The organism is Pseudomonas fragariae (ex Marin et al. 2024) (assembly GCF_059621105.1).
In genome coordinates, this window is sequence record NZ_CM184369.1 from 189,212 (window position 1) to 201,528 (window position 12,317).

The 12,317-nt window shown below is 60.6% G+C and carries 17 protein-coding genes; 9 read left to right on the forward strand and 8 right to left on the reverse strand.

All coding sequences use genetic code 11. The annotated features are described in order from the left end of the window. Positions 1 to 63 precede the first annotated feature (63 nt). From rnk to cyaY, 3 genes are all read right to left on the reverse strand, one after another. Positions 64 to 471, reverse strand: a complete 408-nt coding sequence (gene rnk, locus AC54XV_RS00865; RefSeq protein ID WP_003384923.1) for a nucleoside diphosphate kinase regulator — start codon at positions 469 to 471, stop codon at positions 64 to 66. A 134-nt stretch (positions 472 to 605) separates the two neighbouring features. Continuing rightward, a complete protein-coding gene (locus AC54XV_RS00870; RefSeq protein WP_003318094.1) occupies positions 606 to 842 on the reverse strand; it encodes a DUF1289 domain-containing protein in 237 nt (78 codons plus the stop codon). A 2-nt stretch (positions 843 to 844) separates the two neighbouring features. Next, positions 845 to 1,177, reverse strand: a complete 333-nt coding sequence (gene cyaY / locus AC54XV_RS00875) for an iron donor protein CyaY (protein WP_003318093.1) — start codon at positions 1,175 to 1,177, stop codon at positions 845 to 847. Positions 1,178 to 1,415: 238 nt separating this feature from the next. Between cyaY and lptM the strand changes: the two genes are divergently transcribed. The 6 genes from lptM to AC54XV_RS00905 are packed head-to-tail and all read left to right on the forward strand — an operon-like array spanning position 1,416 to position 5,990. After that, the gene (gene lptM / locus AC54XV_RS00880; RefSeq protein ID WP_002555817.1) at positions 1,416 to 1,562 is read left to right on the forward strand and encodes an LPS translocon maturation chaperone LptM; all 147 of its coding nucleotides are present in this window, start codon (positions 1,416 to 1,418) and stop codon (positions 1,560 to 1,562) included. Between the two features lie 9 nt (positions 1,563 to 1,571). Further along, positions 1,572 to 2,819 carry a diaminopimelate decarboxylase gene (gene lysA, locus AC54XV_RS00885; RefSeq protein WP_496717640.1) on the forward strand — a complete coding sequence of 416 codons (1,248 nt, stop codon included), beginning with the start codon at positions 1,572 to 1,574 and terminating at the stop codon, positions 2,817 to 2,819. 5 nt (positions 2,820 to 2,824) lie between these two features. Further along, positions 2,825 to 3,655, forward strand: a complete 831-nt coding sequence (gene dapF, locus AC54XV_RS00890; RefSeq protein ID WP_003401768.1) for a diaminopimelate epimerase — start codon at positions 2,825 to 2,827, stop codon at positions 3,653 to 3,655. A 13-nt stretch (positions 3,656 to 3,668) separates the two neighbouring features. Beyond that, on the forward strand, positions 3,669 to 4,403 hold the full coding sequence (locus AC54XV_RS00895) for a DUF484 family protein (protein WP_011266243.1): 735 nt from the start codon (positions 3,669 to 3,671) through the stop codon (positions 4,401 to 4,403). Between the two features lie 2 nt (positions 4,404 to 4,405). Further along, complete coding sequence (gene xerC / locus AC54XV_RS00900) at positions 4,406 to 5,305, forward strand: tyrosine recombinase XerC (protein WP_003401781.1); 900 nt, start codon at positions 4,406 to 4,408, stop codon at positions 5,303 to 5,305. Continuing rightward, a complete protein-coding gene (locus AC54XV_RS00905) occupies positions 5,298 to 5,990 on the forward strand; it encodes an HAD family hydrolase (RefSeq protein WP_011266245.1) in 693 nt (230 codons plus the stop codon). Before xerC ends, AC54XV_RS00905 begins: the two co-directional genes overlap by 8 nt. A gap of 70 nt (positions 5,991 to 6,060) precedes the next feature. On the opposite strand, the gene sutA is transcribed toward AC54XV_RS00905, so the two are convergent. From sutA to glnK, 4 genes are all read right to left on the reverse strand, one after another. Further along, positions 6,061 to 6,387 (reverse strand): dormancy-specific transcriptional regulator SutA, encoded by a 327-nt coding sequence (sutA, locus tag AC54XV_RS00910; protein WP_011266246.1) that lies wholly within the window; start codon positions 6,385 to 6,387, stop codon positions 6,061 to 6,063. Positions 6,388 to 6,485: 98 nt separating this feature from the next. Further along, positions 6,486 to 6,911, reverse strand: a complete 426-nt coding sequence (locus AC54XV_RS00915) for a secondary thiamine-phosphate synthase enzyme YjbQ (RefSeq protein ID WP_003318084.1) — start codon at positions 6,909 to 6,911, stop codon at positions 6,486 to 6,488. Between the two features lie 242 nt (positions 6,912 to 7,153). Continuing rightward, positions 7,154 to 8,491: an ammonium transporter gene (locus AC54XV_RS00920; RefSeq protein ID WP_003344468.1), complete on the reverse strand. Its 1,338-nt coding sequence runs from the start codon at positions 8,489 to 8,491 to the stop codon at positions 7,154 to 7,156. Positions 8,492 to 8,524: 33 nt separating this feature from the next. Then, entirely contained in the window at positions 8,525 to 8,863 is a 339-nt protein-coding gene (gene glnK / locus AC54XV_RS00925; RefSeq protein ID WP_002555808.1) for a P-II family nitrogen regulator, read from the reverse strand. Between the two features lie 417 nt (positions 8,864 to 9,280). Here glnK and AC54XV_RS00930 point away from each other — a divergent pair, with 417 nt between their 5' ends. Continuing rightward, positions 9,281 to 9,556 (forward strand): accessory factor UbiK family protein, encoded by a 276-nt coding sequence (locus tag AC54XV_RS00930; protein WP_003437363.1) that lies wholly within the window; start codon positions 9,281 to 9,283, stop codon positions 9,554 to 9,556. Positions 9,557 to 9,794: 238 nt separating this feature from the next. After that, entirely contained in the window at positions 9,795 to 10,412 is a 618-nt protein-coding gene (locus AC54XV_RS00935; protein WP_024660784.1) for a hypothetical protein, read from the forward strand. Positions 10,413 to 10,427: 15 nt separating this feature from the next. On the opposite strand, the gene AC54XV_RS00940 is transcribed toward AC54XV_RS00935, so the two are convergent. Continuing rightward, on the reverse strand, positions 10,428 to 11,345 hold the full coding sequence (locus AC54XV_RS00940) for an AraC family transcriptional regulator (protein WP_104683569.1): 918 nt from the start codon (positions 11,343 to 11,345) through the stop codon (positions 10,428 to 10,430). A gap of 235 nt (positions 11,346 to 11,580) precedes the next feature. Between AC54XV_RS00940 and AC54XV_RS00945 the strand changes: the two genes are divergently transcribed. Next, the gene (locus AC54XV_RS00945; protein WP_103359432.1) at positions 11,581 to 12,315 is read left to right on the forward strand and encodes an SDR family oxidoreductase; all 735 of its coding nucleotides are present in this window, start codon (positions 11,581 to 11,583) and stop codon (positions 12,313 to 12,315) included. The last annotated feature ends 2 nt before the right edge of the window (positions 12,316 to 12,317 follow it).

The following is a 12,317-nucleotide window of genomic DNA, read 5'->3' on the forward strand; positions in this document are numbered from 1 at the left end:
AGTTCCGGACGCTCTGCGTCCGCTCTTGAATGCGGAAGCGCTCTGCGGATGCGGCGTCTTCGATTACTCGTATTCGCCCGCCGCTTCCGGCTGATACTCCACCGCCAGCAAGGTCAGTTTCAGGGTCTTGCCGCCCGGTGCAGGCCAGTCGATGTGTTGGCCGATTTGCAGGCCCAGCAGCGCCGAGCCCATTGGTGCCAGGACCGAGACGGTGCCGTCTGCGCCCGCATCCTGTGGATAAACCAGCTTGAGGTGATAGTCCTTGCCGCTGACTTCTTCGCGGCAATGCACGCGCGAATTCATGGTCACAACGCCCGCAGGCACTTCATCGTGGCCAACCACCTGGTCGGCGCGGTCCAGTTCGGCCTGCAGTGCCTGGATGCCAGGTGTGTCTTCATTCTGGTCGGCGATAAACTTTTCAAGACGCTGTACGTCGAGCCGAGTGAGGATGATCGAAGGTGCTGTGGTCATGGTCTGGGCAGACTCCTTTATTCTCCATGAATAAAACAAAACCCCACCAATTGGCGGGGTTTGACGAGCCTCTTGTCTGCAGAGGCAAGGCCTGACACTAACACAGCGCAGTAAATACACAACCCGACGCGGTTTCAGCCTGCCGCCTGGTCAACCTCGGCGCGGGCTCGACGCTGATCGGCCTCATGGCGAATCTGGCGACGGCGGTCGTCATCGGCCGAGCGCCATTCGCGGATGTCTTCGACATGACGGAAGCACCCCAGGCAAACCTTCTGCTCATCGAGCCGACACAGGCTGATACACGGCGAGGCTACTGCCGGGCTGACATTGCTGAAAAGCGGCTTGGGCGGTCGAACGGGGGACTGGCTCACGATCAGATCTCGGAGAAGTCCAGTTCGACACCGGCCTGCTCGACGGTAAAGCGCTCCAGCATCTCGCTCAGCAGTTCATCACTGGAATCGCAGGCCCAGCACTGATTCTCTTCGTCGTAGTCGAAGTGAAAACCACCCGATCTGGCCGCCAGCCAGAGCTGACGCAGGGGCTCCTGACGGCTGAAGATAAGCTGCGTGCCGCCTTCAAACTTGACCGTCAGTACACCGGCCGAGTTTTCCAGGTCCACATCCAGACCACTGTCATCGAATACGTCTTCGATATTCTGCTGCGTCGCATCGACGAGGTCGTGAAAACGGGCTTCGGTCAAACTCATTGCGGGAACCTCGATAAGTGTCTGCAAATAGCGCAGAGGGGCAAGATACGGACGCTGCCAGGCAAATGCAAAGCTTACTCATCATTGACGATGCACGAGCACTTTAATCCCGATCAACCATAGCTCTGCTGCGGCTTTCGCGCCAAAGGCCCGCCAGACGGGACGCTGCTCGCATAGGCAAGGTGCCGGGTGGTCGGTATACTCGGGCGCAATTAATGCTTTTACAAAGGATTTCGCCATGAAGCGCCTGATCTCTTCGCTTGCTGCGCTTGTCGCGGTCGCTTGTCTTGTTACAGCTTGTGGCCAGAAAGGCCCGCTGTATCTGCCGGATGACACCAAAACCCCGGACGAACAAGCCAAATCGCAATCGCACAAGCACCTTTAAGGGACTCCAATGGACGCCTTCAACTACCGCGACGGTGAGCTGTTCGCGGAAGGGGTAGCATTGTCTGCCATTGCCGAGCGCTTTGGCACGCCGACCTATGTCTACTCGCGCGCTTATATCGAAGCGCAATACCGTGCCTACGCCGACGCGCTGAGCGGCATGCCGCATATGGTCTGCTTCGCCGTAAAAGCCAACTCCAACCTGGGCGTGCTCAATGTCCTGGCGCGCCTTGGCGCCGGTTTCGACATCGTCTCGCGTGGCGAGCTGGAGCGTGTGCTAGCGGCGGGTGGCAAAGCCGAAAAGATCGTGTTTTCCGGTGTCGGCAAGACCCGCGAAGACATGCGGCGCGCCCTTGAAGTCGGCGTGCATTGCTTCAACGTCGAATCGACCGACGAGCTGGAGCGCCTGCAGGAAGTGGCTGCCGAACTCAACGTTCGGGCGCCGATATCGCTGCGGGTCAATCCGGATGTGGATGCAGGCACTCACCCCTACATCTCCACCGGCCTCAAGGAAAACAAGTTCGGTATCGCCATTGCAGCAGCGGAAGACGTGTACATTCGCGCCTCGCAACTGCCGAACCTGGAAGTGATCGGGGTCGACTGCCATATCGGCTCGCAACTGACCACGCTCGAACCGTTCATCGATGCGCTGGATCGCCTGCTGGCCCTGGTCGATCGTCTGGGCGATTGCGGCATTCATCTGCATCACATCGATCTGGGTGGCGGTCTTGGCGTGCGTTATCGCGACGAAGAGCCTCCGCTGGCGGCCGACTACATCAAGGCCGTGCGCGAGCGTCTGGCCGGTCGCGACCTGGGGCTGCTGTTCGAGCCGGGACGCTTCATCGTCGCCAACGCAGGCGCGTTGCTGACCCGTGTCGAATACCTCAAGCATACCGAGCACAAGGATTTTGCCATCGTCGATGCGGCGATGAACGATCTGATCCGGCCTGCGCTGTATCAGGCCTGGATGGATGTCACGGCGGTGCGTCCGCGTGACAGCGAACCTCGTGCGTACGATATCGTCGGGCCGATCTGCGAGACCGGCGATTTCCTCGCCAAGGGTCGCGAGCTGGCGCTGGCCGAGGGCGATCTGCTGGCCGTTCATTCAGCCGGTGCCTATGGCTTCGTCATGAGCTCGAACTACAACACCCGTGGCCGTGCCGCCGAGGTACTGGTCGACGGTTCCCAGGCTTTTGAAGTGCGTCGTCGCGAAACCGTGGCCGAGCTGTTAGCTGGCGAAAGCCTGCTGCCGGAGTAATCCCCATGCTGCTGCGTTTTACCAAGATGCACGGGCTGGGTAACGACTTCATGGTCTTGGACCTTGTGAGTCAGCACGCGCATATCTTGCCCAAGCACGCCAAACAATGGGGCGACCGCCACACCGGTATCGGTTTCGATCAGCTTTTGCTGGTCGAGGCGCCGAACAACCCGGATGTGGACTTTCGCTATCGAATCTTCAATTCCGACGGCTCCGAAGTCGAACAGTGCGGCAACGGCGCGCGCTGCTTTGCCCGCTTTGTGCTCGACAAGCGTCTGACGGCCAAGAAGCAGATACGCGTCGAGACCAAGAGCGGCATCATCGAACTGGATATCCGCAGCGACGGGCAGATCAGCGTCGATATGGGGCCGCCCAGGTTTGTCCCTGAAGAGATTCCCTTCGAAGCAGCGGAGCAGGCTACCTGTTACACCGTTGACGTCGACGGTCAGCATGTCGACATGGCGGCTGTGTCCATGGGCAATCCGCACGCTGTGCTGCGGGTCGATGACATCAATAACGCACCGGTGCATGAACTGGGGCCGAAGATCGAGCATCACCCGCGCTTTCCGGCCCGGGTCAACGTCGGCTTTCTCCACGTCGTGGACCGTCAGCGTGCGCAGTTGCGTGTCTGGGAACGCGGTGCCGGGGAAACCCAGGCGTGCGGTACCGGTGCCTGCGCGGCGGCTGTCGCGGCCATCAGCCAGGGCTGGATGGACTCGCCGTTGCTGATCGACCTGCCCGGAGGGCGCCTGTCCATCGAATGGGCTGGGCCGGGACATTCTGTCATGATGACCGGCCCTGCAGTCAGGGTCTATGAAGGCCAAGTCCGTCTTTGAGTGAGTAAGTACCATGACCGATCAACCTCCCGCTTCAACAGGCACACCCTGCGAATCGCCTGTCGATAGCGCAGCGCCAGACCTTGAAGCAGAGGCGGTCATCGCCTTCCTGCTCGAGCACCCGGACTTCTTCGCCGAGCACGACGAGCTGCTGGTGTCGATGCGCATTCCGCACCAGCGTGGCGACACCGTTTCGCTGGTCGAGCGTCAGCTCAAGCTGCTGCGCGAGCGCAATATCGAAATGCGCCATCGCCTGTCGCAATTGATGGACGTCGCACGGGACAACGACCGCCTGTTCGAAAAGACCCGCCGCCTGAACCTCGCGCTGATGGATGCGACCAGTCTGGAAGAGCTGGTCATCGCCGTCGAAGACAGCCTGCGTCAGGACTTCCAGGTGCCCTTTGTCAGCCTGATCCTGTTCAGCGACAGCCCGATGCCCGTGGGGCGCTGGGTCAGCGGTGCCGACGCACAGAAAGCCATCGGCGGCCTGATTGGCGAGAAGATCATCTGCGGCGCGCTGCGTGAGCATGAACTGGCGTTTCTGTTCGGTGCAGAGCAGGGCAAGGAGGTCGGTTCGACTGCCATCGCCAGCCTCAATCATCTGGGCCTGCATGGCGTGCTGGCCATCGGCAGCCGTGATCCGCAGCATTACAAAAGCTCGGTCGGCACCCTGTTCCTCAGTTATATCGCCGACGTGCTGAGCCGCCTGCTGCCGCGCTTCGCCCACTCATTACGCTCGGTTCGCTAGCCATGGATCAGCATCTGGACGCCTACTGCATGCACCTGCGCAGTGAGCGCCAGGTGTCGCCTCACACGCTGGAAGCCTACCGACGCGACCTGGGTAAGGTCCTGGCGTATTGCCAGAAGGCACAGGTGTCGAGCTGGAGTGACCTGGATATCCAGCACCTGCGCAGCTTCACTGCCCGCCAGCACCAGCAGGGCCAGTCTTCACGCAGCCTGGCGAGGATGCTGTCGGCGGTGCGCGGCTTCTACAAGTACCTCAATCGCGAAGGCATCTGCCAGCACGACCCGGCAAACGGTCTGTCACCGCCCAAGGGCGAGCGGCGTCTGCCCAAGACCCTGGACACCGACCGCGCCGCGCAATTGCTGGACGGCGGCGTTGAAGATGATTTCCTGGCGCACCGCGACCAAGCCATCCTGGAGCTGCTGTACTCGTCAGGGTTGCGCCTCTCCGAACTGACCGGTCTGAATCTGGACCAGCTGGACCTGCGTGACGGACTGGTGCAGGTGCTGGGTAAGGGCAGCAAGACCCGCGTATTGCCTGTGGGCAGCAAGGCGCGCCAGGCACTGGAAGTCTGGCTGCCGCTGCGCGCCCTGACCAATCCGCAGGACGACGCGGTATTTGTCAGCCAGCAAGGCAAGCGCCTCGGCCCGCGCGCCATTCAGGTGCGACTCAAGGCAGCCGGTGAGCGAGAGCTGGGGCAGAATCTGCACCCGCACATGTTGCGGCACTCCTTCGCCAGTCATCTGCTCGAATCGTCACAGGACCTGCGCGCCGTGCAGGAGCTGCTTGGTCATGCGGATATCAAGACCACGCAGATATATACACACCTGGACTTCCAGCATTTGGCTACTGTTTATGACAGCGCCCATCCCCGAGCCAAACGTAAAGGAGCTGCAGATGATTAAGCTGGTGACGTTTGATCTTGACGACACGCTCTGGGACACCGCCCCGGCCATTGCCGGTGCCGAAGTCACGCTGCGTGACTGGCTGGGCGAACACGCGCCCAGGCTGGGAGCGGTTCCTGTCGAGCACCTGTGGGAAATCCGCTCGCGTCTGGTAGCCGAAGACCCGTCCTTCAAGCACCGCATCAGCGCCTTGCGCCGCCGCGTGCTGTTCCATGCGCTCGAAGATGCCGGCTACGACCCGGACGAGGCGCAGGACCTGGCGGACCGGGGCTTTGAAGTGTTCCTGCAGGGCCGTCATCAGGTGCAGATTTTCCCTGAGGTGCAACCGATGCTGGAAATTCTCGCCAAGACCTTCACGCTCGGCGTGATTACCAATGGCAATGCCGATGTGCGTCGTCTGGGGCTGGCGGACTACTTTGCCTTCGCGCTGTGCGCCGAGGACCTGGGCATCGGCAAGCCTGATCCGGCACCGTTCGTGGAGGCGTTGCGCCGCGCAAAGGTCGATGCCGGCGCGGCGGTGCATGTCGGTGACCATCCCAAGGACGATATCGCAGGTGCCCAGCAGGCCGGCATGCGCGCCATCTGGTACAACCCGCAAGGCAAGGCCTGGGATGCGGATCGACTGCCCGATGCCGAGATCCACAACCTGTCGCAACTGCCCGAGGTGCTGGCGCGCTGGGCCTGAAGGCGCACTGACAGGCGCGCATAGAAAAGCCCGCAGCGACGGCGGGCTTTTCTCATACAGTCATGCAGCCTCAGATAGGGCGGCTACCGTATTTGTTGTCAGGCTTCTTGGGCGGATCGGCGACCACGTTGGCCTCCACTTCCTGCACCTTGCCGCCACGCGCCAGGAATTCTTCCATGGCACGTGCCAGAGCATCACGCTCCTTGTTCTTGGCTTCCACGCTGGGCAGTTCATCGACCGAGACTGCAGCCTTGGCCTTGCCTTTTGCGGCAGGTGCCGGAACGTCATCGTCTACTTCGACCGGGTCGTCGCCGGGAGCAGCTGCAAGCTCCTCACCGTCCTCTTCGCCTTCCAGGTCGTCTTCCAGATCGTCCTTAATATCGTCGTCGTCGCTCATGTTGTACCTCATGACTTGCGAAAGCTGATTAGTTATAGCCCAACCGCCCAGAATTGCTAAGGCAACCGGAAAAATTCAACAACCGCTGACCTCAGCGGTTATGTCCACTCACCCTGAAGGGTGGCCAGGACGTTGCGAGACCCACCAGCGTCTCGATGTTCGCCCAGGTAAATACCTTGCCAGGTGCCCAGCGCCAGCCGCCCTGCCGTAACCGGCAACAGCAACTGGCAGCCCAGCAGACTGGCCTTGAAATGCGCTGGCAAGTCATCAGGGCCTTCGTCGTCATGTTCGTAGCCGTCCACGCCCTGGGGCACCAGACGGTTGAAAAAACGCTCAAAGTCGCGACGTACCGCCGGATCGGCATTTTCGTTGACGGTCAACGAAGCCGAGGTATGTTGCAGCCATACATGCAGTAGCCCGACACGACAACCGCGCAACGGGGGCAACCCCGCGACTATCTCGTCAGTCACCAGATGGAACCCACGGGGCCTGGCCCGCAAGGCAATCCTGGATTGATGCCACATACCGTTCTCCGCACCTTCGGCGCGCATTCTAACTCGACTGAGAAAAAAGCAAAGCGCGCAATAAACCGGCTTCCCTGCAAGTTGACGAAGACGGTGGCAACCTCGTTACCTGCGCTGTGTCACGGTGCCGAGATCATTGACACGGGCAAGATCAATGACAGCAAAAAGCGGCGGTATATCCACAAACGTCAGACAAAAAAAATGCCCGGAGACCGGGCATTCTTTTTTGCGCAGGCCAAAGCTTACAAGTTGTAGCCACGCTCGTTGTGTTGCGCAAGGTCCAGACCGACAGACTCTTCCTCGTCGGTGACGCGCAGCCCCATGACCGCATCCAGCACCTTGAGGATGATGAAGGTCACGATTGCGGTGTAGACAACGGTGAACGCGACGCCCTTGAACTGAATCCAGACCTGAGCACCGATGTCGGTCACGGTGCCGAAGCCGCCCAGTGCAGGTGCTGCGAAAACACCGGTCAGGATGGCGCCGACGATACCGCCGATGCCGTGAACGCCGAACGCATCCAGGGAGTCGTCGTAGCCCAGCTTGCGCTTGAGGCTGGTCGCGCAGAAGAAGCAGATCACGCCTGCTGCCAGACCGATGATCAGCGCGCCCATCGGGCCGACGGTACCGGCCGCAGGGGTAACGGCAACCAGGCCGGCAACCACACCAGAGGCAATACCCAGAGCACTTGGCTTACCGTGAGTCAGCCACTCGGCAAACATCCAGCCCAATGCGGCGGCCGCGGTAGCGATTTGAGTGACCAGCATGGCCATACCGGCAGTACCGTTGGCTGCAGCGGCGGAACCGGCGTTGAAGCCGAACCAGCCGACCCAGAGCATCGCTGCGCCGATCAGGGTGTAACCCAGGTTGTGCGGCGCCATCGGCGTGGTCGGGAAGCCTTTGCGCTTGCCCAGTACCAGGCACGCTACCAGACCGGCTACACCGGCGTTGATATGTACGACGGTACCGCCAGCGAAGTCCAGAACGCCCCAGTCCCACAACAGGCCACCGACGCCGCCCCAGACCATGTGGGCGATTGGCGCGTAGACCAGAGTGAACCAGATACCCATGAACACCAGCATCGCGGAGAACTTCATGCGTTCTGCGAAGGCGCCGACAATCAGGGCAGGGGTGATGATCGCGAAGGTCATCTGGAAGGTGACGAACACCGCCTCAGGGAACAACGCAGCAGGACCGGTAATGCTTGCCGGCGTGATGCCTGCCAGGAACGCTTTACCCATACCGCCAAAGAAGGAATTGAAGTTGACGACGCCCGCTTCCATACCGGTTGTGTCAAACGCGATGCTGTAGCCGTAGACGACCCACAGGATGCTGATCAGACCGGTGATGGCGAAGCACTGCATCATCACCGACAGAATGTTCTTGGAACGAACCATGCCGCCGTAGAACAGCGCGAGACCGGGGATGGTCATGAACAGGACCAGAGCGGTCGAGGTCAGCATCCATGCAGTGTCGCCAGAGTTCAGCACCGGCTCGGCCACTGGATCAGCCGCCAGGGCAAGACCAGGTAATGCGAGGGACAACAGGGCACCGAGCCCTGCGAATTGACGCAGAGTCATATTGTTTTCTCCTGGGGCGTTGGGTTTGGCGGCTTAAATAGCGTCTGTATCGGTCTCGCCGGTACGGATGCGGATGGCCTGTTCCAGATTGACCACGAAAATCTTGCCGTCACCGATCTTGCCAGTGTTGGCGGCCTTGGTTATGGCTTCGATGACACGATCCAGATCCTTGTCATCGATGGCGACATCGATCTTCACTTTGGGAAGGAAGTCGACGACGTATTCAGCACCGCGATAAAGCTCAGTGTGACCCTTCTGACGCCCGAAGCCTTTGACTTCAGTGACGGTGATGCCCTGCACGCCGATTTCAGACAACGACTCGCGAACGTCATCCAGTTTGAACGGCTTGATGATGGCAGTGACTAGCTTCATGAAAACTTTCTCCCGAATTTGGTGGACTTGCCCCAGGAAAACAAACCCGACTCAAGTCTAAGCGCAGTGTCTGGCTTTGTAACGTGTCGGCCGCCTGATCAGGCCAGACCCACTCCAGAAAACCGCTTCTGACGAAACACTTCCCCGCTCCGCCTGCCGCACTGCATTCGTCACAGCGACTGCATCAGTGCATGGGTCATAAGCCACTAAGCAGAAAGCTTGCCATCTCGCGAATATTCATTGAATACAGGCTCTTGGGCTGGTTTTGCACAACCTTGCAGGGTCTATCATGGAGCTAATGCACAGCAATGGTGCTCATGTGCCCGTCACTGCGCTCCATAAGCGTGCATTGCGCCCTCGGGATTGACTATAGACACTGCGTGTTACACTGCCGCCCTCTGATTCAGGAAAATAACCATGCTCGCGCCCAAAGCCTTTCTCGACGCTCTCAGCGGCCACGCCTCTCGCCTGTTCAATGGCGAAACGCCTGTACCGCGCAGCGAATTCGAAACCCAGTTCAAGGCCCTGCTGCAAAGCGGCTTCAGCAAACTGGATCTGGTCAGCCGTGAAGAGTTCGACAGCCAGATGGCCGTCCTCGCCCGCACCCGCGCCCGCCTGGAAGCGCTGGAGGCCAAGATGGCCGAGCTGGAAGAGAAGGCTGGCGGGGCCGCAGGGACTGAAAAAGCCGAATAAGGGTTTCCTTGTTTTACTCAGTGCGCTGCAGCGCTGAACGTTGTCATGCACAACGGGGCAGGCACCTGACCTGCTCGCGAAGCGAGATGCTCAAACGTGTACTGGCCTTCGCGTCGCAGCCATGAATCGCTCCGGATTTCAGTGATACAGTTTCGCGCCGAAATACGCTAACGTCTCGGCGCGCCAGTCATGGGCTGGCCACTCCTCCCGGCTATTCGAACGTTCTATGGATGGAAGCATGACTGACAAACGTCCCCTTATTCACTGCTCCCTGGCCGCAACCCTGTGGTTGTGTGTCGGCACGTCGGTTTTCGCTCAGGACACGGCACTGCATTCCGGCAAGTACGAGCAGTTGATGCTGGCCGTGACGCCTGATCATCAGGTCGAGGGTTATTACTCGGAGACGCGCGGCGAAACATTCAGCTGTGCGTTCTATCTGCAAGGCAAGGTCGAGGCCGGGAAGGGCGCAGCGGTGTCGTCCTGGCTGGATGACGTCTACCCGGGAACACTAAAGGCCTCGGCTGATGGCGTGGTGCTGACGATCGAGCAAGGCCGGCAGCACCCCGGCTGCATGAACGTGTTGGCGCCGGACATCGCCACCGGCCTGGACCTGACCCGGACCGCCAGCAGGCAGTGGGTCGGTCTGCTGACCGTCACGGCGGACAAGGCCTGGCTGCAAAAAACACCGAATGCCAAGGCCACCCGAGGCGCCTATATCGTCAAGGATGACGTGGTCGGGGTTCTGGCATTCAAGGATGGCGCGGCTCAGGTCGAGTTCATCAATGCCGATGATCGCTCGTTTACCGGGTGGATCAGTCAGGACCAATATGCGCGGTTGGCTGCGCCCGGCCGCTGATGTCGGACGGGGAGGTCAGCCGATCTGCCGCACTCGGCTGAGATCTGTCGAGGGCGGGCAGCCAAACTGGCGGCTGTACTCCCTGCTGAACTGCGAAGGGCTTTCATAGCCGACGCGATAGCAGGCGCTGGAGGCGTCCAGGCCTTCATTGATGATCAGCCGTCGAGCTTCTTGCAGGCGCAGCTTTTTCTGATATTGCAACGGGCTCATGGCGGTCAGCGCCTTGAATCGGTGGTGCAGCGTCGAATTACCCAGGTTGGCCAGACGTGCCAGTTCGTCGATGCGCAGCGGCTCGGTGTAATGACTGTTCAGCCAGTCGACCGCCCGCGTAACGCGATGCGTCTGCGAATCCCCGACCGCGATTTCGTAGAGTCGCCGCCCATTGTTGCCGCGCAGCAGCCGGTAGTAGAGCTCCCGAAGTGCAAGGGGCGCGAGCATGCCGATGTCCCGGGGCGTGTCGAGCAGGCGCACCAGCCGCAACACCGTCTCAAGCAATGGCTGATCCATTGGCTCAAGAAACAGGCCCCGCTGCGGCTCGTCCGGAACGCCGTTCAATGGCGCCTCCGCAATGAGCTGGGCAATGTGCGCAGGCTCGAAATCCAGACGAATACACAGATAGGGCGCCTCGCCACTCGCTTCAAGCACGCGCCCGGCGACCGGCACCGTCACCGCGACGATCAGGTAGTTGAGCGGATCGTATACATACTGCTCATCGCCCAGCGCAACCTCCTTGCGACCTTGAGCGATCACGCAAAGGGCTGGCCGATGCAGCGCATGAATCAACTCTGACGGGGCGTCGCAGCGGATAACGTGCAGCGGCGCAACAGCGGTTTCATAAACACCGGGTGCCGCAAAGCGCTGCATCAGCAACCGGATGATTTCAGCCCGGCAAACATCGGTGCCCGGAGCACTCGCAGCATTCTGTGTATCCATGAATAACCCCGTCCCAGGTCAGTGTTGCTGTACGCCCATCCTTTGCATCGAACGCCATCATAGCGGCCATTGCGCGGCGATTCAGCGTAAGGCAGACCCACAGACAGGAATAGGCAAGTGCCGCGCAGGTATCGGCATGCACGCAGTGATGAGCGACTCGTAGCATGGCCATCGCAATCAGTTTGAGCCAAGCGCTGAAGCTGAGCCACCGATGACTTCACGAGGAAAGTCAGTCATGTCGAACATTCAAGGCAAGGTTGTACTGATCACCGGCGCCAGCAGCGGCATTGGCGAAGCTGCCGCCCGACTCATCGCCGCCAAGGGCGCATACGTGGTGCTGGGCGCTCGGCGCATCGAGCGTCTGCAGACGCTGGCGGCAGGCATCGAAGCGCAGGGCGGCTCGGCACGCTTCCGCGCGCTGGACGTGACCGAAGCGCTCGACATGCAAGCCTTTGCCGACTTCGCCACACATGAGTTCGGCAAGATTGACGTGATCATCAACAACGCCGGCGTCATGCCCCTGTCGCCGCTCGCCGCGCTGAAAATCGCAGAGTGGAACCAGATGCTCGACGTCAACGTGCGCGGCGTACTGCACGGCATCGCCGCCGTGCTGCCGAGCATGCAAGCGCAAGGGCACGGTCAGATCATCAACATCTCGTCCATCGGCGGCCTCGCCGTTTCCCCGACCGCCGCAGTGTACTGCGCCACCAAATTCGCTGTTCGCGCCATCTCCGATGGCCTTCGGCAGGAAACCGACAAAATCCGCGTCACCGTCGTCTGCCCCGGCGTGGTCGAATCAGCACTGGCCGACTCGATTTCCGACGAGACCGCGCGCGAGGCGATGAAAGCGTTTCGAAAGGTTGCCCTGGAGCCGGATGCGATCGCACGTGCGCTTGTTTATGCAATCGAGCAGCCGGACGGGGTGGATGTGAGCGAGATTGTGGTGCGGCCTACGGGGAGTGCTTATTGAGA

Bases quoted from the DNA above. Each gene is read 5' to 3' on its own strand.
- rnk (WP_003384923.1), bottom strand. From the start codon at position 471: ATGACCACAGCACCTTCGATCATCCTCACTCGGCTCGACGTACAGCGT.
- cyaY (WP_003318093.1), bottom strand. From the start codon at position 1,177: ATGAGTTTGACCGAAGCCCGTTTTCACGACCTCGTCGATGCGACGCAG.
- lptM (WP_002555817.1), top strand. From the start codon at position 1,416: ATGAAGCGCCTGATCTCTTCGCTTGCTGCGCTTGTCGCGGTCGCTTGT.
- lysA (WP_496717640.1), top strand. From the start codon at position 1,572: ATGGACGCCTTCAACTACCGCGACGGTGAGCTGTTCGCGGAAGGGGTA.
- dapF (WP_003401768.1), top strand. From the start codon at position 2,825: ATGCTGCTGCGTTTTACCAAGATGCACGGGCTGGGTAACGACTTCATG.
- AC54XV_RS00895 (WP_011266243.1), top strand. From the start codon at position 3,669: ATGACCGATCAACCTCCCGCTTCAACAGGCACACCCTGCGAATCGCCT.
- xerC (WP_003401781.1), top strand. From the start codon at position 4,406: ATGGATCAGCATCTGGACGCCTACTGCATGCACCTGCGCAGTGAGCGC.
- AC54XV_RS00905 (WP_011266245.1), top strand. From the start codon at position 5,298: ATGATTAAGCTGGTGACGTTTGATCTTGACGACACGCTCTGGGACACC.
- sutA (WP_011266246.1), bottom strand. From the start codon at position 6,387: ATGAGCGACGACGACGATATTAAGGACGATCTGGAAGACGACCTGGAA.
- AC54XV_RS00915 (WP_003318084.1), bottom strand. From the start codon at position 6,911: ATGTGGCATCAATCCAGGATTGCCTTGCGGGCCAGGCCCCGTGGGTTC.
- AC54XV_RS00920 (WP_003344468.1), bottom strand. From the start codon at position 8,491: ATGACTCTGCGTCAATTCGCAGGGCTCGGTGCCCTGTTGTCCCTCGCA.
- glnK (WP_002555808.1), bottom strand. From the start codon at position 8,863: ATGAAGCTAGTCACTGCCATCATCAAGCCGTTCAAACTGGATGACGTT.
- AC54XV_RS00930 (WP_003437363.1), top strand. From the start codon at position 9,281: ATGCTCGCGCCCAAAGCCTTTCTCGACGCTCTCAGCGGCCACGCCTCT.
- AC54XV_RS00935 (WP_024660784.1), top strand. From the start codon at position 9,795: ATGACTGACAAACGTCCCCTTATTCACTGCTCCCTGGCCGCAACCCTG.
- AC54XV_RS00940 (WP_104683569.1), bottom strand. From the start codon at position 11,345: ATGGATACACAGAATGCTGCGAGTGCTCCGGGCACCGATGTTTGCCGG.
- AC54XV_RS00945 (WP_103359432.1), top strand. From the start codon at position 11,581: ATGTCGAACATTCAAGGCAAGGTTGTACTGATCACCGGCGCCAGCAGC.